The following is a 19,409-nucleotide window of genomic DNA, read 5'->3' as shown; positions in this document are numbered from 1 at the left end:
TTTATGACGATTTCCATCTGGAGATACAGCCACCTCGCGTTGGCTGTATCTTCTTTCATTTTACTAACCCTCGCCTCAGTCACAGGCATTATACTGGCATTCAAGCCGGTATCCGAAAGAATACAGCCCTATGGCACCGAGCGGTTAAGCGAAATCCGTCTTTCCGAAACCCTGCCCCTGCTGCGGAAACAATACCCGGGCATTTCCAACATGACCGTCGACGTCAACAACTTCGTGACGATCAAAGGCACTGACGACGCGGGTAAGAACCTGCTCGCGTACGTAGACCCGCGCACCGGCAAGCTCCTAGGGCAACCCGCGCCGCCATCCGAGTTTTTTGAATGGGTAACTGCCCTGCACCGGTCGCTGTTTTTGCATGAAACGGGCCGTTTTTTTATCGGTCTCACTGCATTTTTGCTGTTGCTGATCACCGTTTCCGGCACAATGCTCATTATTCAGCGCCAGCGCGGACTGAAACGGTTTTTTACCCGCATTGTCCGTGATAATTTTGCGCAGTATTACCATGTCACGCTCGGCCGGCTGTCGCTGATCCCGATCCTGCTCATTGCATTGAGCGGTACTTATCTCTCGCTGGCACGCTTCGAACTGATCGACACGGCCTTTACTTCACCAGAAGTTGATTTTGATGTGATTAAAGGTGAGCCGGTCAAGAATCCTGTCGATTTCACCATTTTCAAAAACACCCGGCTATCCGACGTTCAGTCCATTGATTTTCCTTTTTCGGACGATATAGAAGACTATTATACACTGAAACTTAAAGACAGGGAAGTGAATGTCAACCAAATCACCGGCGACATACTCTCGGAAGCCAGATATCCGACAGCAACCCTATTTACCGAACTAAGCCTCGACCTACATACGGGTCGTACGAATATACTCTGGGCCATTGTACTCGCTTTTGCTTCGGGCAATATCCTGTTTTTCATTTACTCAGGCTTTGCTATGACCATTAAGAGGCGTGCGGGAAGGGTCAAAAACAGCCATACAGCCGAAGAGAGCGAATTTATCATTCTGGTTGGCTCCGAAAACGGAAGCACCTTCCACTTCGCAAATGCCATCCACCAGCAACTGACGGAAAACGGGAAAACTGCTTTTGTAACAGAACTGAATAACTACCGAGAGTTTCCGAAAGCCGCGCATATGGTCGTGATGACGGCCACTTACGGGCTGGGCAACCCTCCTGCCAATGCTACGCAATTTGCCGCCAAACTAGCCAAACACAGGCAATCCCGCAAGGTGCATTTCTCGGTAGTTGGCTTCGGCTCGCATGGTTACCCTGATTTCTGCAAATTCGCTTACGAAGCTGAAAACCTGCTGGCTAAACAGGAATGGGCTGTTCCATTGATAGAAGTGCATACCGTCAATGACAGATCACCGGAAGAGTTTGGTCATTGGGCCAGCAACTGGGCACAACATGCTGAAATACCACTCACGCTTTCAACCAGCCTGATAACCACCAGGCAAGACCGGCCGCATGTATTTACAGTCATTGAAAAAACAACCGTATCAGCACCGGAAGAAGCTTTCCTGCTCCGTCTCAGGGTCGAAGGGACAGTCGAATTCACGTCGGGCGACCTGCTGACCATTTACCCTGCCGACGACCATCGCGAACGGCAGTATTCGATTGGTAAAACCGGACAGGACGTGCAATTGAGCGTAAAGCTGCACGCTGGCGGCTTGGGCTCCGAGCATCTTTACCGCCTGCAACCAGGTGATCGCCTGCGCGCGCGGATCGATTCCAATGCGCATTTCCATTTTCCCGAAAAAGCAAAAAGCGTGATCATGATCTCAAACGGGACCGGCATTGCGCCATTCCTGGGCATGATCGACGGACTAACCGGTGACTCGCAGGCTTACCTCTATTCGGGCTTCCGTGACCGGGCCTCGTTTGCATTATATGAGCATGCCATTCAAAAAAGTGTAACTGAAAGGAAGCTGGCGGCATTTCACCTCGCCCGGTCTCGGGAGGATGAAAAGCAATATGTACGGGATCTGTTGGAAAGGGACGAAAAACTTGTCGCCGATGTACTCAGCCACGGGGGCGTGATCATGCTCTGCGGGTCGCTTTCAATGCAAAATAATGTCGTAGAACTGCTGGAAAGGATTTGCTCCACTCGCCTCGGCAAAAGTGTCAGTTACTACCAATCGCATGGGCAAGTACTGATGGATTGTTACTAGGTTTGAGCAACCCGTCCAAACCATTGAATGGTGACAAGCGCCACGACGAGGAAAGGCACAGCCACCATATTGACCATCTCCCATCCCCACAAGTTCAGGACGGCACCCGCGAGAAACGACGACAGCGTAGTAACGGCATACACCGCAAAGTCATGAAATGATTGCGTTTTGGCCCGGTCGGCTGGCGTGTACGCCCTTGTCAGTAAAGCGGTCCCTCCAATGAACATGAAATTCCAGCCTACACCCAGAAAGATCAGTCCCGAAACGAAATGGAAAAAATCGGTTCCGGTGAGTGCGAAGGCGACGTGGGTCAGAAAGATCAAGATGCCCAGTGATATGATCCTGACGGCGCCAAACTTCTGAACGAGATTTCCAGTAAAAAAGGAAGGTACAAACATCCCGAGCACGTGCCATTGTATGACGATCGACGAATCATCGGCATCATGTCCGCACAATTTCATGGCAATCGGCGTGGCCGTCATCACCATGACCATCACCGCAAACCCTACCGCGGAAGAAATCAGGGCCGCAATAAAAACCGGTTGCTTGGCAATGATGCTTAGTGGCCGTTCCTTATGCGATACTTCGCCGTTATTGTCTTCCTGCTGCCCTGCTTCCTTCACCGCCGAAATGATTCCTATCGCGATAATGCTTAAAACAGACACGGAAAGGTAAGAGTAAAAGAACGGCAAATGGCCAATATCCTTGGTAAGCCTGGCCAGCAACGGCCCTGCGATGGCCGCGAACACTCCACCCGACACCACCCAGGAAATAGCCTTGCTCCTGTCTTCCGCCGCAACCGACTCGGCCGCTGCAAAGCGATAGTACTGTGCAAAGCCACCATAAGCCCCGATGAACATATTCCCAACTACAAAAAGCCAGAAGTTAGTGTAGTAAATCCCGGCTGCGGTGAGCCCGCCCGCTACAAAGCCAAGCGCGACACCAACCATGAATCCACGCTTACGGCCATACTTTTTCATGAAAACAGAGGCCGGTATCAGTATGGCGGCCGTCCCGACGGAAATGAGCGCGACAGGCAGCGTGGCAAGGCTTTTGTCCTTCGCAAGATTAAAACCTACCAAACCCGACAAAGCCGCAACCAGCACGGCGGCCGTCTGGTACAATGCCTGGGCGCTTACAAGCGGAAAAATTTTCTTCAAAACTTGACTGAATGGGTGGTGAATGGACAACTTTCACAAAGGTCGCTTCTGATCACGGGATTAGGAAACCAGTAACGAATCCAATGCAATCGCCAGCTTCGGATGAAAGATCACTTTACCGCCATTGTCGCTGTTGGTAAACATCACAAAACCCGATTTTCGTTGTACCGAACCCATCGTAAGCGAGCGGAAACCATTTTGGCCACCCGAATGAAGGATCACATCTCCGGTTTTGCGTTGCTGTACCGCCCAACCTAATGCCCACGCATCGGCGCCATCGATCTTTGCGCCCTCTTTCAATTTTACTTGCGGACGGATCATTTCGCTGTGCATCTTCCTGGTTAACCGAAACTGGTCGGTTGTTGTTGGGTTCAGCACCTCGATCAGAAATTTCGCATAGTCACCGCAGGTTGTGTGAAGGTCACCCATGGCGCCATATCGCGCTATATCCGGCGCCGTAGGCCTCTTTTTGATGTGTGGTTTGCCCACTACATCATGCGGGCTTGCTGCCTTACCGGCAAATTCATCCCGCCAGAGATATCCGCTGGCTTCCATTCCGAAAGGTGCCAGCACATTTTGTTTCAAAGCAGCGTCGAAGTCGGTCGCACACACTTTCAAATCAGCTTCATATTGCGCGCACTCACCCGGCTCTTCCCGGCCGTGCAGACGCGCAATAACCGATTGCAGGCACCAGTAACCCTCTCCCGAATAGTCAAATTGCGAACCGGGTTTAAAATGAACTTTCAAAGGCTGGTCAGTTGAGCGAATATTTTGAAACCCTGTGGTGTGGGAAAGCACATGGCGCGGGGTGATCAGGTCCAGCTGCGGATCATCTCCCAGAAAAGATGTGGATACATATTTGCCCAGGGGTGTGTCCAGACCGATAATATTCTTTTCACAAAGCTTCAACGCGAAATAGGCAAACACAGTCTTACTCACCGAAGCCGCCTCAAATACCGTGTCAGGACCGACCGGCTCCCTGGTTTCCGTGTTTTTCAATCCGAACCCCCGCTGCCAAAGCAATTTGCCGTCGGTAACAAGCGCAATGGATAACCCGGGTACGACCGCTTCCTGCATTAATTGAGGAATAATCTTCGTGAGGTCGTCAACTATCTTCTCGCCGTCACAGGGCGGCTTTCCTGGCTGGCCTGGTAAGAAGGACCAGTCGGCCAGGGATGGCAGGCAAGATGCCACTGCCGGCATCCCGGCTGCTTTGAGGAAATGTCTTCGGCGCATCAGGTTCGCAGGTATTTCGTGATCAATTCATATATTTAAAATCATCATTGGTTGAGAACTACTCCATTGGAATACTTCGCTTCCCAGTTATGCGTGCAATTCCTCCTGAACTTTATAGAAGCTGCTTTCAGCAAAGAATGCTATGCATTGATGCGGGAATTAAAAGACGACATTAACCCGCAAAACCTGGCTTACCTATACGACCGGATCTGCTTTTTTGAAGGTCGGCCACAGCGGTATGGTACACAATATGACGATAGCCAAATGTACCCTGTTGAAGATGCGAAGGCCGTCGGGACGCTCGGCGCAAAAAATAACATATTGTTCATCGGGTGACACAAAAACATCGGCTTCGTAATGCTCCGAATTTATTGCATTCGGTAGTTCCCAAGATGTTTGAAACTGACCTTTTACATTTTTGGACGACCTGATATCATAATTCTTTTCATTGGGCAGTTTTGCACCGGCATTCGACGAAAAATACATGGTACCGCTTCTTGTAAAAGACATATAATACTCATTTTAGCGCTATTGATGCCCCGCCCGGCATTAACCGGTACGTTCGACCAGCCGTTCTTTGTTCGCTCTATGTACCAGATATCGAAATCCTTCTTCTCTCCACGGCCATCCGAGGCGCGGTCTGAAATAAAATACAACCGTTTTTCATTCGGTGATAAAAACGGGTCATTGTATTCGTAATCGGGGCTCGCAATAATTGTTTTCGGTGCGGACCATATGAATTAGTTTCAATAATTAGATATGCCCTCTGCTGCCCTCCGCCGACGTTGATTCCACGCGAGCTACAAAGTCGACTTAATCCACTCAGACACAATCCTGCTCAGTAATTCCCGGCTTGCCTCAATCACAGCCAAATTCTTAAAACTCGCCACAGCCCGGTCATTGGTTCTCCAATCCAGAAGCCCGGCATCATCTTTCAACAGTTTTTCCTTCGGCTGTTCTTTAACCTTTGCACCGCGATGAAAAACCAATTGGATTTGCTTGGGTGGCTGGATCCTCATAGTAATCCGATCCTCCTCACCGACGGCGTAGTTGGGGCCATTCCATTTGATATTTTCTGTCAGCGATTTCTCCGCCTCCAGAATGATTTGCCGCAAGACCTCGATCTCTTGTCGCAAAGGATGATTGAGTTCATCCAAAAATCGGGTTACTTCGGTATTTAATGGCATAGTCTTTCTGTTTGCTGTTGGTGAGAACACCAACAATGGCGTTAATTATGGCTTATTTAACTCGTAAGTAGTTTCCACATGGAAGCCTACCGACCGCGTTCGATGACCATCGACATGGTTTCGAGAATCTGTTCGTAGGAGTAGCCTTTGGTAAAAAATGAAAAGCGGCCCTCCGTCAATACCTGCTTCGGAATAGCCGACACATCGGAGGTTGTGAGAAAAACGAATGGAAAACCGCTGGGCAGCAACTTCTGCTGTGTCAGGGCATCCAGTAATTCCAGGCCGTTCATCACCGGCATATTCAAATCACTGATGACCACGAACGGATTGGCGGGCAACTGTTGAAAATAGTGGAGGGCATCCAGTCCATGCCTGAAAACCCGTACTTCGTTGGAAATGCTTAGTTCTTCCAGGGCTGTTTTGATAAGAAACACGTCGTCCTCATCATCATCCACCAATATGATCGGGCCATTCACTGCCATGGTTCAAAATTATCAACTTTGTCTGTAAGGTAAATAAATACTGAAAACCGAGCCCCCATTGACCTGGCTTTTTACTCTGATATGCCCCTGGTGCATTTCGATAATGCGCTTGCAGATCGCCAGGCCAATACCGGTTCCCTTGAACTGCTCCTGCGTATGGAGGCGCTGGAACATCTGGAAAATCTTGTCGAAATATTGCTCATCAAACCCTATCCCGTTATCGGTAACATCCACCCGTACCCATTCCGTTCTTTCGTCACATTCAGGCAGTTGCTCGTCTTTTGCCAATGTCCGAATGTTTACCGAAATAACCGGTTTTACCCCTGCACCAACAAACTTCAAACCATTCCCGACAAGGTTTTGGAAGAGCAGGGTCAGCAGCCGTTTGTTTCCTTGTAAAAACGCGTTACCCATTTGCCGGATCTCTGCGCCGGATTCACTGATCTGCTCGTCGAAATGCTCTTCAATATGCTGGATTATCTCGGAGAATACGACCAGTTCCATCTCAACTTGCTCGCCTGCGGAAATCCTTGAATAATCGAGCAGGTCCCGGATAACCGCGACCATGCGCTCGGACGCAGCTTTGATCCTGGTTAAAAAATTAATTCCTTCTGCCGGGAGCAAATGCTGGAACCTTCCTAGCATCATTTCTGAAAAAACGATCATTTTCCTGGCTGGCTCCTGCAGATCGTGGGAAGCGACATAGGCAAATCGGGCCAGCTCCTGGTTACTGCGGTTCAGGTCGGCGATGGTCGCGTCGAGCTCCATCTGCCGCTTCTCTAGAACTTGCTTGGTATATTTCAATTCCGCATTGTCGCGCAGCGTCGCCTCTACAAGCTTCTGTGCCTGAATATTCACCAGAAACCCCGACCATTCGACACTGCTGGTTACAGCGCTTTCGGTCGGTGTCATGGAGAGCAAGTGCCACAACCGGGTGCCGTCCGCTTTTCGCTTGATACAAGCTTCTATTGAAAATTCCTCCTTTGCTTTGAGCCGGTCGCGGATCTCCCCGGCCGCCACACTGGATTCGCATTCGCTCAGCCAATTAATCCAGTTCAATACTTTGCCCGGTTGCAATGCCGTCCCGGCGAACTGCCTGAACCCCTCGTTGGCAAATAGCAATTGCCCCTCCTGATCGAGCGTAAACATCATGAGCGGAACAGCGTCGGTGAGTACCTGATATTTTCTTTCGCTTTCCCGCAGGCGGGTCGCCATTTCCTGCAACTGCACATTCAACCTTTTGGCTTCTTCGTATGGCGTAACCGCCGGTAACTCTTCAAACAATTTCTGGCCCCTCAAAATAATCTCCCTGCTGAGCCGTATAGCCACTGGTAAGTCACAAAGCAATGTAATGGCTTCGGCCTCGACGAAAAATCCACTAACGAGCCGCCTGGCATAAGTCAGGTTTGGGTTGTCCGGTTCCACGGCAGATATCGACTCATCCACGACCCGGGCACATACACTGTTCCGCCCCGACTGGTTCTTGAGGAACCCCAGAAAAAGGTGGGGCATTGTGCCCTTATCGAGCATTAACCGGCATACCTCGGAGACGGCGGTTGCGAAACTTGTCTGATGCACCAACCCCACCCCACCATATTCGGCCACCTGCATGGAGCGTTTGTGCGCGAGCATGAGGTCAAGGTCATTGTCCAGGTTCAACTTTGTAATGAGGTGCATACGGTCAAACTTTAACGATTACCACCGAAGTATCATCCGAATAGCGTGCAAAATCCTTATAAATGACCGATGCAAGGATGGATTGGTCACAGCGAAACGCGCCGATGTGATTGCTGGCATCCCACCGGGAGGTTATGCCGTCGGAACACATGATCAAATGCCTTCCGGGCTCTGCACTGACGTTTTGGGATTCAAGTTGCCGTGGTACATTGACGCCGACTATGCCATTATACGGCACATATGTTTTCGAGGATATCGCGTCATGAAGCCGTGTAGAAATGTTGCCTACGCCGCAAAACTGCCACGTTTTGGCCGACAAATCATAGACACCTATCGTAGCGACAATGCCACGGGTATTTTTAATTTGGTGATGGATGTCCATCAAGATCTGGTTGGGTGTATTGTACACACTCTTTTGGAAGGCCTCAGCCGCTTTTTCAGACGCATGCTGGGCCAAGATTCCATGCCCGAGACCGTCCGCGAGCATTACCTTGATAAAATAGGGATTTGCTTTCCATGAGCAAAGATCACCACAATGGGTTTCACCTGGCTTTGGCAATATAATCGGGTACACGCCGAACCGCACGGCATTTGTTTTCGAAAGTGGCTCCTTCAAAATCCTGGCTAACAATACGGTACCCCATCCGGGCGTCGAATAGATTTGGAATTGATCGGACAGCCGCTTGATCGCCCCAAGGCCATGTCCCAGTGTTCCGGCCGTCGAAACACCGTCTTCCACCATCCGGCCAGGATCAGCCATTCCCGGACCGCGGTCGATACTGAGAATTTCAATGCCTGAGGGACCGGCATCGTCGATCATCCGCAGAATTATTTCCCCTCCTCCGGCATGTTTCAGCAGATTGGTCGCGATCTCGGTAAGTACGATATCCAGTTCCGCCAGCTGTTTGGGGACAAGTCCCGCCCTTTGCCCGAGGCGGAATGCCTCCCTTTTTACTATTGGGATAAAACTTCTGTCTTTTAAATCAAACCCTACCTGCTTTGCACTATCCATTTTTCCACTTGATGATTTTAACGGTAGTGCCTATTCCAACCGTACTTTCGATAAAAAATTCGCTGACCAGCCGCCTCGCACCGGGTAATCCCATCCCCATGCTTTTACCGGTGGTGAAGCCGTCCTGCATGGCCTTATTAATGTCGGCTATTCCGGGGCCTTTGTCTTCAAAAACGATCTGGACTCCCTGTTCTCTACCTCGCGTGACGGTTTCCAGCAATACGTTTCCACCACCACCGTAGATCAGCATATTTCTTGCCAGTTCGCTTACGGCCGTGATTAGCTTCGTCTGGTTCACAATGCCCATGCCAATCTTTACCGCAGCTTCCTTAACCCGGTTGCGGCAAATAATCAAATCCCTTTCCTGTCGAATCGATAATTGTTCCCTGATATTAGTCGTCATCAACATCCTCGTCTTCCGTTTCGTCGGGCATCCGCGCAGTAAGCAGGGCCATACCGCGCTCCACATTCAACGCGGTGTAAACGCCCGGCAATGGAAGGCCAAGTTCTATTAAAGTAATCGCAACCGCCGGCTGCATTCCGACAACTACCGTTTCAGCATCGAGGATACTGGACATCGCGGCAATATTCCCGATGATTTTGCCCATAAACGAGTCTACGATAGACAATGCCGAAATATCGATCAGCACGCCTCTTGCACCTGTCTTGTGGACCATTTGAATCAGATCTTCTTCCAGTGTCAAAGCGAGCCTGTCGTAGAGATCAACCTGAATGGTCACCAGCAGAAATTTACCCATTTTTAGAATAGGAATTCGTTCCATATGTTCTTCTGCTTGCCCCTTTACTAGTTAGACTTATCTTTTTGCACACGTCTCACTTCCAGCTGTAATGTTGTGAGCGAATACTTTAATGCGCTGGCTAGTGTTGCCTTCGTAACCATCTTGGAAAGATCTATGCCAAGGTGTACAACGGTCTGTGCGATTTCAGGACGAATACCGCTGATCACGCAGTCGGCACCGAGCAGTCTAATGGCGTTGACGGTCTTAATTAGGTGCTGCGCGACGAGCGAGTCAACCGCTGGTACGCCGGAAATGTCGAGGATAGCAATGGAGCTCTCGGAATCAACGATCCCCTGCAGCAAATTTTCCATCACCACCTGTGTGCGGGCGCTATCTAGCGTACCGATAATCGGCATGGCGATAATGCCGTCCCAGACTTTGATTACCGGCGTAGAGAGCTCGGCCATTTCGTCGGCCTGGCTCAGAATCACTTCTTCCCGACCTTTGATAAATGTTTCAAAACTGGTAATACCGATATTGTCGACAAATTTGCTCACTTCGAGCGTGGTGCGGTACAACTCCTGCGTGTCGTCTGTGATGATTTCTCCCAAAGCTCTGAGCAGCGCGTCTTTCAGGGAGAAGATGTAGGTCGCCGTTTCCCTCGGAGAAAAGCCTTGCTTCGCCCGGGAAATAGTAAGGCCCGAAATATAGTCGAATAGAGGTTGAAGATCAGGCGAATAGGGATCCGTGATGTTTTCCGGAGTAATGGTTTTCAAAACAATTTCCAATAGCTCGGAGGATTGCGCTTTGAGATCGTCCGATGAGTTGAAGTTTCCCCCAAAATCGTCCGCCATTTCTCTTTGGCTGATCCAGTAAGTTAAAATCAGATCATGTTTCTCTCTGAGGGACTCTACGGTTTTTGTGGTCATGGTAAGTACAATTTAAGCTACGAACCAACAAGGTAGAGATTCAAAGGCAGAACTTTGTGTTTTAGAGTATATTTAAATGTTGGCGATTCGGGGTTAAAAAACAGCGAAAACGGCTTCCTCGATGACTTTCCAGGTGATGCTATGGCTACCCGTTGTATCCGACGCATTGTGGTGGAATGTCAGCGCCACCAGGTCCAGGTCCGGAATAATGTAAAGCATTTGGCCGCCGTAGCCCGACGCATAAATAACCGGGAGCGTTGCACCCTTCACCCGCATCACCCCGCGCCACCACTGATAACCGTAGCCAAAATCGCCACCGGATTTGCCGACCGGCAATATAAATGCGGTGCTCTCCTTGATCCAGGACTGAGACACGACCTGGCTGCCGTCCCATTTTCCGCTGTCAAGCACCATCTGCCCTATTTTCAACAGGTCACGGGGGCGCAGGAACAGTCCGCCGCCAGTATGTACCTTGCCGCCCATGTTCGTCCATGCAAATTGTTTTATTCCCAGTTCTTTAAAAAGCGTCTCCCGGGCAAAAACATCGGCTGGCTTTCCGACTGCATTCTTTAAAACCCCACCGAGCAAAATCGAGAGCCCGCTGTTGTATTCGAACCGCTCGCCGGGCTTGTCCTTCGGGTCGGGACCTTTGGAAAGCACATACTGGTACAAGTCGCTGCTATTGTTCATCCGCACAGCGTCGTTCTTAGGGTCGGAGTAAGGAATATCCTCCGTCCAGTCCAGCGCGGCGGACATCGTCAGGGCATGCCGCAGGGATGGTGATACAGCCTTTGATCTGATAGAATCGGCATATTCCGGAAAATAGCTTTTCAACGGCGCGTCAAGGTTTTGGATCAAAGCACGGTCGCGCGCCATGCCCAGCAATAGCGAGTTCACACTTTTGGTAACGGACTGGACACTATGAATCCGGTCGCGGCCACCCAGGTAAAAGTATTCTTCGAGCACCAGTTGCCCATTCTGTGCCACGAGCAGCGCATCGAGGCCATGAAATTTCCCTTGCAGAATCTGCTGAAACAACCCTTTCAACTCTTTTGAATCGGTGACCGCCGGCCGCAGCTTTCCGACTTTCCAGCCATCGGTGGTGGGGGACGGAGCTTCGTATTTCCAGGTTTTCAAAGGCTGTTTATCCGGGCCAATACGGGCTGGTACCTGTGCCGACCAACGCGGAATTCTGGTCAGGGTAATCGTTTCAGGCTTTTGGCCAGGCACGTTCAGAATGCCTTTGATGGTGGCTCGGTCCGTTGAAATATCCCCGGTGAACTTCGCGCCGCCACCGAGTCCCAGCTCCATTTTTAAATCTTTTATTTTAATGCTTTCAATGGGCGCGGTAACCATCAGTTCGGCAAGTTCAAACCGGCCGTTCCACTTTTCTTCCGGCCAGTTCCTGCGCAGCTCAATATCGAAAGCGCTTCTCAGTCCGGGCACCGTCTCCAGTTCGGTATGCCATATACCGGTCAGTTGTTGCTCGTCGGAGTTGCAAGCCATCAACAGCAGCAGCGCGTAAACGAAGAAGTTGTATCGGAGTTTCAAATGCGTCAAAGGTCTGTCTTGTTGTAACTGGTGAATACCTAACAGTGCAATTTACAGAACATTCCTTCTCACACAGCCTCCACGGTGACAGATTTCGGATCCAGTTGTGCCTGAATGCATTCCAAAAGGAACTCGGCATCCTTCCCTACCCCTGAAAACCGCGCAGAACCCCACGTATTTTGCCAGGTAAGGCCCAGAAAGTACATGCCCGGCACTTCGGTAATGCCGCGTTTGTGTACGGGAAAGCCCCTCTCTCCCAGAATGGGCAGTTTGATCCAGGAAAAGTCGTGCCCAAATCCAATGCACCATACGACCGAAGTAATTTTTGAATTCTCCAGGGCCAGTTCGGTTACCTCTTCCGCAGGCTGCCATACAGGTTCGTAGGCCGGCTCTTGCGGCGCCTCGATGCTGTTGTCGGCAATGTACTTATCTATTTTCTTCTTAATGTTTTCCGAAACCCTGTCTGCACTGTCGAGGTTCTCTTTGAGTTTTGGTTCAAAAATCAGCTTTTCCTGATCTGCGTTCGTCAGCGGGCCATAAAGCTGCATGCCTTCCAGCGCGAATTTCCGGAGATCTATTTCCCGTCCACCATCGCGACCAGTCACATAATGATTGGTTTTTTCACGTACCCCCTCACCCTCGGGATGCTTGTCAACCGGCAAGTCGTAGTATTCCATTTTATCGAGCCATTCCACCACATCCCTGCCCCTGTACACCCGTGCGCAACGTGGCGCGTTACCTACGCACAAATGCACTTTCCGGCCCTCCAAATGCAGGTCTTCGGCAATCTGGCTGCCCGATTGTCCCGTTCCAACCACGAGTACTTCACCCTCTGGTAGTTCGCGCGGGTTTTTGTAAAGAGCAGAATGCACATGTACAATATGCGATGGGAATTGCATGGCCAGTTTCGGAATCGGCGCCGAATGGTAGTTTCCAACGCAAGCCACAACCTGCCGCGCAAAATAGTCCCCTTCGGGTGTGCGCAGACGAAACCATTCACCCGTAGCGTCTTTTTCAACGCTCACCACGTGGATACCTTCCAAAACCGGCGGTTCGAAACTTTGCACATACTTTTCCAGAAACGCAACGATCTCGTCCTTGACCATAAAGCCGTAAGGATCTTCGCCGGTGTAAGAGTAGCCCGGCAGATTACATTGCCAATTGGGTGTCACCAGGCAGAACGTATCCCAACGGAAACTCCGCCAGGAGTCGGCGATCCGCTTTTTTTCCAGTACAATGTGGTCAATGCCCTTTTCTTTGAGCAAATAACTCATCGATAGCCCCGACTGGCCGCCACCGATTACGATAACGTCAAAATGCCTTTTCATTTCTTTGTTGGATTGATGTAAAAAACCTGTTGGTAAGGCCGCCACCTGAGACCGGGCGGGGTAGCGATGTGAAAAACGGGCGCATCGGGGCTCAGGCAATTCGATCCCGAAGTGAACCAACCGCCCAATGCAGAATCAACCTGGTACTATATACGTAAGTCAGTATACCAACTCCCCTCCCAAACCGGCCGCCGTAATAACGCGCGGCACCCAATCTTCTGCGCCGATAGAACGGATATGCAGCCCGGAAATCCCTTCCATGGCCCTGATACCGTTGATTAATTCGAGGGTAACCGCCAAACTTTCCGCTTCGCTGTTATGACTTTCAATCCTTTCGAGCAAATGCTGCGGGATATCGAGCCCGGGAATTTCCTTCAAAATGTGCAATCGCTCCGCACCGCTGAACGGAAATACGGCACCAATGAAGCGTGCCCTTTGATGAAGCCCTCTTCTTACCACTTCCTTCATCCAGAGCTCCATAGGCCCAAGTTCAAACACCGCCTGTACCTGAATGTATTTCGCACCCGCCTCGATCTTCTTTTCCAGCCGTTCAAAACTTTGGTCCATTTTCTCAGGGGAACACGGAAAATCAATCGTCCCGACACAGAAAGCCGGCGCGGGGCTGATCACGTCCCCGTTGAACATCCGGCCATGCTCCGACAGTGCGACGATCTTTTCGATAGCTTCCACGCTGCCCATGTCCGACGCATCCTTGGCCGTAGGGTCCGAGCCGATGGAACAGGGATAACCGCCCAGGATGATCACATTTTCGAGCCCGAGGTTGGCGAATGCAAGCAAATCTCCCTGCAATGCGATCCTGTTCTTATGGCGCAATGTGAATTGCAAGATCGGTTCCATTCCGGCATTTTTGCAATGCAAAGCCGGGATCACATTGCTCATCCGGGCGCGTGAAAGCAGGTGATCATTAATCTGCACCACATCCACATACTCGTTAATAATCCGCGCATGCTCCATAAACTTCGTCAAGTCGAAATGCCGCGGAGGAGTAAGCTCAGCCGACGTAATGAACTTGTCGGATGCAAGAAGCGAGGAGAATTTAGAGCTTAGGGACATGGTAAATTTGAATGAGTGAATTTTGAATGAGTGAATGAGTGATTGAGTGATTCAATTCACTCACTCATGGAAACAATAACCACCTCCAACCTCGCTCCCTCTGCTGCCTCTTTCCGTATCCTTTCCACCAGGCCATTCACCCTCGCGAGTTCGCCCATGGCGGAGGTGCATTCGTAGCCGAAACGTTCGTAAACGCGGTTGCTGGCGTGGTGGAGCGCCTGGCTGCAATTGTTTTGGAAGTCGTCCAGCGACATCACCGATGCCTGTTCAAAATATTGTTTAATGATCGTCGACGGCGAATATATTACTTCCTCGCGGTCGTTGGGAAGCTGCACTTTCAGATAGGTTTCCGGCATGAATTCTAGTTGATAAACGCTGTTTCATTATTTTGGAATAAAGCGATCCTGCTGGTTTCGTTGATCTCGCCGATCGACATGCAGGTAATCCCACCGGAGCTGAATTTCCCGATGATCGCGTCGACATGCTCTTCCGGCGCTGTGAGCAGGTATCCATAGCTCGGAAAACTAACCAGCCATTTCAGTAAATCCACATTTTCCGGGACCGGCACCCGATCGAGATCGATGACCGCCCCTTTTTGCGAAGTCCGCATCAGCATTCCCAACGTCCCTACAATCCCTCCCATACTGATATCTTTTGCCGCACGGCAAAGCCCTGCCTCCGCTATCTCATACATAAACCGCATATTCCGCCGCAATTTCGCGGGTGCACTGGTGGTACTCGCATTCCAGAACGGGTAATGCTCGAAATAGGCACCATCCATATCGATCGCCATCAGCAACCGGTCACCGGCTTTGGCATCGAAGCTGGTAAGCAGCTTTCTCGCTTTGCCGATAATGGAAACGGCCAGGTTCAACTCATTGCCGTAGCAGGTATGCCCGCCCACGATCGGGACGCCGTAATCGGTGCTCGCCTGTACCATCCCATTCCAGATTTCCTCACTGGCAGTTTGGTCTTTCGCCCACAACACGTTCGTTACAGCTACCGGCAAGCCGCCCATTGAGCATATGTCACTAATATTGACCATCACCGCGGAGTATCCGGCAAACCAGGGCGAGTTGCGCACGAAATTCTGAATAATGCCCTCCGCGGCAAAAAGCGTGTAAGTGCCGTCGCCATTTGGGATTGCTGCACAGTCGTCGCCATTCCTGATCTCGAAATGAGTATCCACCGCTTCCAGCAGCAGGTTCGCAGGGTCGATGAAAGTAGAAGTCCCGGAATGCGTGTAGGTCCTTTCAATCAACAGTTTATCCTGTACCAAAGGATTCGCCGACAATGCATTTACGATTTCTTTCAATTCCATTGATCTTAACCTGATAATCAATCCAAAAACACATAAGCGGCTCATGCCTGCCCAAAAAGCTGTTTCGTCTATGCGCTGATCTGCTGCCATTTGGCAAGCTGCGTCAGCGATACAGCCGAAGGCGGATAGTAATCCAGGTCGGCCTGCATGAATGCATGCTCGATGCCATGCATCGTCACTGTATCCAGCACACGCCAGTGCAGCCGTTGAAACAACTTGACATTCTGCACCTGAATGTGCGCGTAAAACTCCCTGCAACCCAGCGCACGGGCCGTGGAAACAGCCTTGAAGATCAACCCCGCTCCGATGCCGAGCGTAAAAGGATTTACAGGAATATTTCCGTCAAACAACTTGTCCGAGTTGAACCCGGCAATCAGCCGATACAATTCCGCGACACCAAGCCGGCTTCCAAACCACACGCCCGGCTCACGCTCGTCGATCCGCACGACCCCGATCACTTCGTCCAGCGCGCCCCCGCAACTGCATTCGGCCACGATCGGGATCGCCCTTTCGTCGATACCATCTCGGTCGCTATCCCGGAAAATCTGCTGTTCGTCGCAGAAGATCTTTTTCCTTAGCTCCCAGTATTGCCGTCGCTGCCAGGGCTCGTAGGCAAAGTCGAACGTGATAAATTTACATTTGTACGGTAGCGGGGTTTCGATGATCATCGCCGTATCGGTTTATGTTTTTGTTATGCTACTTCCAAAGCTTTTTTCTCATACACTTTCAGCGTCGAGCAGGCGCCGCATTTGCCGCAGCCCGACTTCATTTTGTCCGACGTCAGATCGGCTTCGGCCAGCATTTGCCCTACTTCCGACAGCACGGTTTTCATAAAATGCCTGTCGGGTGCCGGATGGTTTTGCAACGGTGTATTCTTTACCGGCACGAATGGCACTACAAAAGGATATACGCCTATTTCGGTCAAGACCCGGCTCATATCGATGATACTTTCGGCGGCATCGCCTAAGCCGGCCAGCAGGTAGGTCGACACCTGGCCACGACCAAAAACAGCCACCGCCGCTTCGAATGCATTCATGTAATAATCAAGCGGCACTTCCGCTTTGCCCTTCATAATGCGCTGGCGCACTTCCTCTTCCACAGCTTCCAGGTGCATACCGAGCGTATCCGCGCCCGCATCTTTCAATTTCTGAAACCAGCTAAAATCGTCCGGCGGCTCGCATTGCACCTGAATCGGCAGATCGGGCAACACCTTTTTGATGGCCATGACGCTTTCATACAAAATTTTCGCGCCGCGATCGGGTGTAGCGGGTGTGCCGGTGGTGATCACAAACTGCTCGATGCCATCCATTTCGTAGGCCGCTTTCGCAACTTCGGCCAGGTGATGCGGCTTCTTGAACGGGATGGTAGTCTGGTTTTTCAACGATTCGCCGATGGCGCAGAACTGGCAGGACGTATCTTTGTCGTTATACCGAATGCAATTCTGTAAAACAGTCGTTGCCAGCACATTGTGGCTATGCAACTGTGCGATTTTCCAGAACGGCACGCCATCGGAGCTGAAATGCTTGTAAAACTCAGGTGCCTTTGGAAACAAGCCGTAGCCGACCGGTTCGCCTTCCTTCATAATCGTGATCGTACCGAAGTCATCCGGCAGCGTCGCGGTAAAGGGCGAACGGTCCGAGGCCAGGTTGTACACCGGCACCATAATGGTCGTTCCGGCAATGCGCACCGCCTTGTGATCGGTAGGCCCCGCCCCGCCCCGCCTTCCCAGGATTTGCTGGCCGCTTTCCAGCCGAAGGCCGTAGGTTTGCAGCGCAATAAGCAGTTCGTCGGTTTTCATAGGTCTATCCATTTTTCGTCCTCCGTAACCACTTCTTTCACCGACATTACGTCCTGCGAGGCCTTATTCAAATGCAGCGAGAGCAATTCCGGGCGGGAATAATGGCCCACCGAATCCATCATCCGCTTGCGTTTGGTGATCAGTGCCATGTCCAGATCGGCATAAATGATGCCTTCTCCTTGCGTCAGCGGCTCGCACAAATGCACGCCCTCGGGTGAAATGATCGCCGTCATGCAACCGCCCCGCAGTGATTTTTGCAATTTCGGGTCCGTCGTGAGCGTGTTGATCTGATCATCGTCCAGCCAACCCGTCGAGTTGATCACAAAACAGCCCGATTCCAATGCGTGGTGGCGGATCGTAACTTCCATCTGATCGCCGAATATCTGGCCAACAAGAGAACCCGGAAACTGGCTGCAATGGATTTCTTCATGATCCGCCATGAGCGAATAGCGGGCCAGCGGGTTATAATGCTCCCAGCACGCCAGCGCGCCGATTCGTGCAATGGAAGTGTCCACGGCCCGTAGTCCGCTGCCGTCGCCCTGGCCCCAGATCATGCGTTCATGGTAAGTCGGCGTAATTTTCCGGCGTTTCAGGACGATCTCGCCGGTGGTATCGTAAATGAGTTGCGTATTGAACAGCGAGCCATGGTCGCGCTCGTTCACACCGAGCACCACCACTATATTGCATGCTCGCGCAGCCTGCCCTACCATATCGGTAAGCGGACCAGGCACGACCACCGATTCCTCATAGAGTTTCAGATGGTCCTTACCCTGGAAAACGGGGGGTGTGATAAACGAGAAATAAGGGTAGTAGGGTACGAACGTCTCGGGAAACACGATGATATCCGCCCCCTGCGCAGCAGCCGTCCGGATCGTGTCGCATACTTTTTCAGTGGTCGAGATACCGCTGAAAAGTACCGGTTTGATTTGCGCCGCCGCAGCTTTAATAATTTTCTTTGAAGCCATTTCATGCAAGGTTATTGATCCTTATTCCGATCCGGATCGACCGTCAACAACGCTCGAACCTACAAGGTCCAGGAATGCACCATAAATGCGCCTTCTCTATTGTGTATCAATTGAATATCGAGCACATCCAACGGGCTTATCGGTATAATACCGGGGATAAGCGATGGTTCACCATGGCCGTATAATGCCTGCAATGCGAAACGGCAAGCATATACCTTACCGCCTTCGCCCATGAATTTGGTGAGGCGCTCGCCGTAAACCAGATGGCCCGGGAAAGCCTCATCACCGATCTTCGGAAACCCGCGCTGCAAGCCCAGCGTTACGCCCGGACCGTACAGCAGAATAGAGGTTTCATAACCTTTTCGGAGCAAACGTGTGGCTGTCAAAATGTTAACTAAACCGATAGATCCTTCAAAAGCCACTGTATGGAATGTAACGAGCGCCTTCTGGCCTGGTTCTGCTTTGACATCTTCAAATACCTTGTCTTCATAATCGACGAAGTAATCCCCCTTTTTGTGCGGTTCTAATTCTACCTTAGGCATAGACGTGATCGTTTTTGGTGAATTGAAAAAATACAATTTCAGAGATTCTGAGGAAAGGGGGTACCTACCCTGCCCATTGCCAAAATCCCGTCTTTGACAAGCTTTGGCGTAAATAAATTAGCGCCAAATCTTATTTTGCTAACGATACAAAACTACACACAAACCAGAGGTGATGTCAATCACCAGAAAAGGTTATATTTCTCCCAAT

General features: G+C 50.9%; 20 protein-coding genes. 2 read left to right on the top strand and 18 right to left on the bottom strand.

What is annotated here, in order from left to right; genetic code table 11:
* Positions 1 to 3 precede the first annotated feature (3 nt).
* Complete coding sequence (locus LZD49_RS21210; protein WP_234669674.1) at positions 4 to 2,199, top strand: PepSY domain-containing protein; 2,196 nt, start codon at positions 4 to 6, stop codon at positions 2,197 to 2,199.
* Here LZD49_RS21210 and LZD49_RS21205 read toward each other — a convergent pair.
* A complete protein-coding gene (locus tag LZD49_RS21205) occupies positions 2,196 to 3,359 on the bottom strand; it encodes an MFS transporter (protein WP_234669673.1) in 1,164 nt (387 codons plus the stop codon). The genes LZD49_RS21210 and LZD49_RS21205 overlap by 4 nt on opposite strands.
* A gap of 60 nt (positions 3,360 to 3,419) precedes the next feature.
* The gene (locus LZD49_RS21200; protein ID WP_234669672.1) at positions 3,420 to 4,595 is read right to left on the bottom strand and encodes a serine hydrolase; all 1,176 of its coding nucleotides are present in this window, start codon (positions 4,593 to 4,595) and stop codon (positions 3,420 to 3,422) included.
* 51 nt (positions 4,596 to 4,646) lie between these two features.
* Between LZD49_RS21200 and LZD49_RS21195 the strand changes: the two genes are divergently transcribed.
* Positions 4,647 to 4,931, top strand: a complete 285-nt coding sequence (locus tag LZD49_RS21195) for a hypothetical protein (protein ID WP_234669671.1) — start codon at positions 4,647 to 4,649, stop codon at positions 4,929 to 4,931.
* A gap of 464 nt (positions 4,932 to 5,395) precedes the next feature.
* On the opposite strand, the gene LZD49_RS21190 is transcribed toward LZD49_RS21195, so the two are convergent.
* The 16 genes from LZD49_RS21190 to LZD49_RS21115 all read right to left on the bottom strand — a co-directional run bounded on the left by LZD49_RS21190 (position 5,396) and on the right by LZD49_RS21115 (position 19,201).
* Positions 5,396 to 5,752 carry a DUF1801 domain-containing protein gene (locus LZD49_RS21190; RefSeq protein ID WP_234669670.1) on the bottom strand — a complete coding sequence of 119 codons (357 nt, stop codon included), beginning with the start codon at positions 5,750 to 5,752 and terminating at the stop codon, positions 5,396 to 5,398.
* A 116-nt stretch (positions 5,753 to 5,868) separates the two neighbouring features.
* On the bottom strand, positions 5,869 to 6,264 hold the full coding sequence (locus tag LZD49_RS21185; protein WP_234669669.1) for a response regulator: 396 nt from the start codon (positions 6,262 to 6,264) through the stop codon (positions 5,869 to 5,871).
* Between the two features lie 12 nt (positions 6,265 to 6,276).
* Positions 6,277 to 7,941, bottom strand: coding sequence for an ATP-binding protein (locus LZD49_RS21180; RefSeq protein ID WP_234669668.1), 1,665 nt, complete (start codon positions 7,939 to 7,941; stop codon positions 6,277 to 6,279).
* A gap of 4 nt (positions 7,942 to 7,945) precedes the next feature.
* Positions 7,946 to 8,953, bottom strand: coding sequence for an ATP-binding SpoIIE family protein phosphatase (locus tag LZD49_RS21175; RefSeq protein WP_234669667.1), 1,008 nt, complete (start codon positions 8,951 to 8,953; stop codon positions 7,946 to 7,948).
* On the bottom strand, positions 8,946 to 9,356 hold the full coding sequence (locus LZD49_RS21170; RefSeq protein WP_409021342.1) for an anti-sigma regulatory factor: 411 nt from the start codon (positions 9,354 to 9,356) through the stop codon (positions 8,946 to 8,948). The genes LZD49_RS21175 and LZD49_RS21170 overlap by 8 nt, the downstream gene beginning before the upstream one ends.
* Entirely contained in the window at positions 9,346 to 9,735 is a 390-nt protein-coding gene (locus LZD49_RS21165; RefSeq protein ID WP_234669665.1) for an STAS domain-containing protein, read from the bottom strand. Before LZD49_RS21165 ends, LZD49_RS21170 begins: the two co-directional genes overlap by 11 nt.
* A gap of 23 nt (positions 9,736 to 9,758) precedes the next feature.
* Positions 9,759 to 10,622, bottom strand: coding sequence for an STAS domain-containing protein (locus tag LZD49_RS21160; protein ID WP_234669664.1), 864 nt, complete (start codon positions 10,620 to 10,622; stop codon positions 9,759 to 9,761).
* Positions 10,623 to 10,715: 93 nt separating this feature from the next.
* Positions 10,716 to 12,182, bottom strand: coding sequence for a serine hydrolase (locus LZD49_RS21155; RefSeq protein WP_234669663.1), 1,467 nt, complete (start codon positions 12,180 to 12,182; stop codon positions 10,716 to 10,718).
* 59 nt (positions 12,183 to 12,241) lie between these two features.
* Entirely contained in the window at positions 12,242 to 13,501 is a 1,260-nt protein-coding gene (locus tag LZD49_RS21150) for an MSMEG_0569 family flavin-dependent oxidoreductase (RefSeq protein WP_234669662.1), read from the bottom strand.
* A gap of 159 nt (positions 13,502 to 13,660) precedes the next feature.
* A complete protein-coding gene (locus LZD49_RS21145) occupies positions 13,661 to 14,575 on the bottom strand; it encodes a methylenetetrahydrofolate reductase (RefSeq protein WP_234669661.1) in 915 nt (304 codons plus the stop codon).
* A 56-nt stretch (positions 14,576 to 14,631) separates the two neighbouring features.
* Positions 14,632 to 14,931 (bottom strand): MSMEG_0570 family nitrogen starvation response protein, encoded by a 300-nt coding sequence (locus tag LZD49_RS21140; RefSeq protein ID WP_234669660.1) that lies wholly within the window; start codon positions 14,929 to 14,931, stop codon positions 14,632 to 14,634.
* A 5-nt stretch (positions 14,932 to 14,936) separates the two neighbouring features.
* Positions 14,937 to 15,896 carry a sll0787 family AIR synthase-like protein gene (locus LZD49_RS21135; protein ID WP_234669659.1) on the bottom strand — a complete coding sequence of 320 codons (960 nt, stop codon included), beginning with the start codon at positions 15,894 to 15,896 and terminating at the stop codon, positions 14,937 to 14,939.
* Between the two features lie 68 nt (positions 15,897 to 15,964).
* Positions 15,965 to 16,564, bottom strand: coding sequence for an MSMEG_0567/Sll0786 family nitrogen starvation N-acetyltransferase (locus LZD49_RS21130; RefSeq protein WP_234669658.1), 600 nt, complete (start codon positions 16,562 to 16,564; stop codon positions 15,965 to 15,967).
* A gap of 23 nt (positions 16,565 to 16,587) precedes the next feature.
* The gene (locus tag LZD49_RS21125; RefSeq protein ID WP_234669657.1) at positions 16,588 to 17,694 is read right to left on the bottom strand and encodes an MSMEG_0568 family radical SAM protein; all 1,107 of its coding nucleotides are present in this window, start codon (positions 17,692 to 17,694) and stop codon (positions 16,588 to 16,590) included.
* Positions 17,691 to 18,659 (bottom strand): Nit6803 family nitrilase, encoded by a 969-nt coding sequence (locus LZD49_RS21120; RefSeq protein ID WP_234669656.1) that lies wholly within the window; start codon positions 18,657 to 18,659, stop codon positions 17,691 to 17,693. Before LZD49_RS21120 ends, LZD49_RS21125 begins: the two co-directional genes overlap by 4 nt.
* Before the next feature lie 59 nt (positions 18,660 to 18,718).
* Positions 18,719 to 19,201 carry an MSMEG_0572/Sll0783 family nitrogen starvation response protein gene (locus LZD49_RS21115; RefSeq protein ID WP_234669655.1) on the bottom strand — a complete coding sequence of 161 codons (483 nt, stop codon included), beginning with the start codon at positions 19,199 to 19,201 and terminating at the stop codon, positions 18,719 to 18,721.
* Positions 19,202 to 19,409: the final 208 nt, after the last annotated feature.

Source organism: Dyadobacter sp. CY261 (assembly GCF_021440085.1).
Classification (GTDB): domain Bacteria; phylum Bacteroidota; class Bacteroidia; order Cytophagales; family Spirosomataceae; genus Dyadobacter.
The sequence above is the reverse complement of the archived record's forward strand: the minus strand, read 5'-3'. Positions and strand labels throughout refer to the sequence as shown.

What these genes read in the sequence shown, in the direction of transcription:
- LZD49_RS21210 (WP_234669674.1), top strand. Translation starts at nt 4, where the DNA reads ATGACGATTTCCATCTGGAGATACAGCCACCTCGCGTTGGCTGTATCT.
- LZD49_RS21185 (WP_234669669.1), bottom strand. Translation starts at nt 6,264, where the DNA reads ATGGCAGTGAATGGCCCGATCATATTGGTGGATGATGATGAGGACGAC.
- LZD49_RS21160 (WP_234669664.1), bottom strand. Translation starts at nt 10,622, where the DNA reads ATGACCACAAAAACCGTAGAGTCCCTCAGAGAGAAACATGATCTGATT.
- LZD49_RS21165 (WP_234669665.1), bottom strand. Translation starts at nt 9,735, where the DNA reads ATGGAACGAATTCCTATTCTAAAAATGGGTAAATTTCTGCTGGTGACC.
- LZD49_RS21125 (WP_234669657.1), bottom strand. Translation starts at nt 17,694, where the DNA reads ATGAAAACCGACGAACTGCTTATTGCGCTGCAAACCTACGGCCTTCGG.
- LZD49_RS21170 (WP_409021342.1), bottom strand. Translation starts at nt 9,356, where the DNA reads ATGACGACTAATATCAGGGAACAATTATCGATTCGACAGGAAAGGGAT.
- LZD49_RS21180 (WP_234669668.1), bottom strand. Translation starts at nt 7,941, where the DNA reads ATGCACCTCATTACAAAGTTGAACCTGGACAATGACCTTGACCTCATG.
- LZD49_RS21200 (WP_234669672.1), bottom strand. Translation starts at nt 4,595, where the DNA reads ATGCGCCGAAGACATTTCCTCAAAGCAGCCGGGATGCCGGCAGTGGCA.
- LZD49_RS21135 (WP_234669659.1), bottom strand. Translation starts at nt 15,896, where the DNA reads ATGGAATTGAAAGAAATCGTAAATGCATTGTCGGCGAATCCTTTGGTA.
- LZD49_RS21130 (WP_234669658.1), bottom strand. Translation starts at nt 16,564, where the DNA reads ATGATCATCGAAACCCCGCTACCGTACAAATGTAAATTTATCACGTTC.
- LZD49_RS21175 (WP_234669667.1), bottom strand. Translation starts at nt 8,953, where the DNA reads ATGGATAGTGCAAAGCAGGTAGGGTTTGATTTAAAAGACAGAAGTTTT.
- LZD49_RS21120 (WP_234669656.1), bottom strand. Translation starts at nt 18,659, where the DNA reads ATGGCTTCAAAGAAAATTATTAAAGCTGCGGCGGCGCAAATCAAACCG.
- LZD49_RS21115 (WP_234669655.1), bottom strand. Translation starts at nt 19,201, where the DNA reads ATGCCTAAGGTAGAATTAGAACCGCACAAAAAGGGGGATTACTTCGTC.
- LZD49_RS21150 (WP_234669662.1), bottom strand. Translation starts at nt 13,501, where the DNA reads ATGAAAAGGCATTTTGACGTTATCGTAATCGGTGGCGGCCAGTCGGGG.
- LZD49_RS21145 (WP_234669661.1), bottom strand. Translation starts at nt 14,575, where the DNA reads ATGTCCCTAAGCTCTAAATTCTCCTCGCTTCTTGCATCCGACAAGTTC.
- LZD49_RS21140 (WP_234669660.1), bottom strand. Translation starts at nt 14,931, where the DNA reads ATGCCGGAAACCTATCTGAAAGTGCAGCTTCCCAACGACCGCGAGGAA.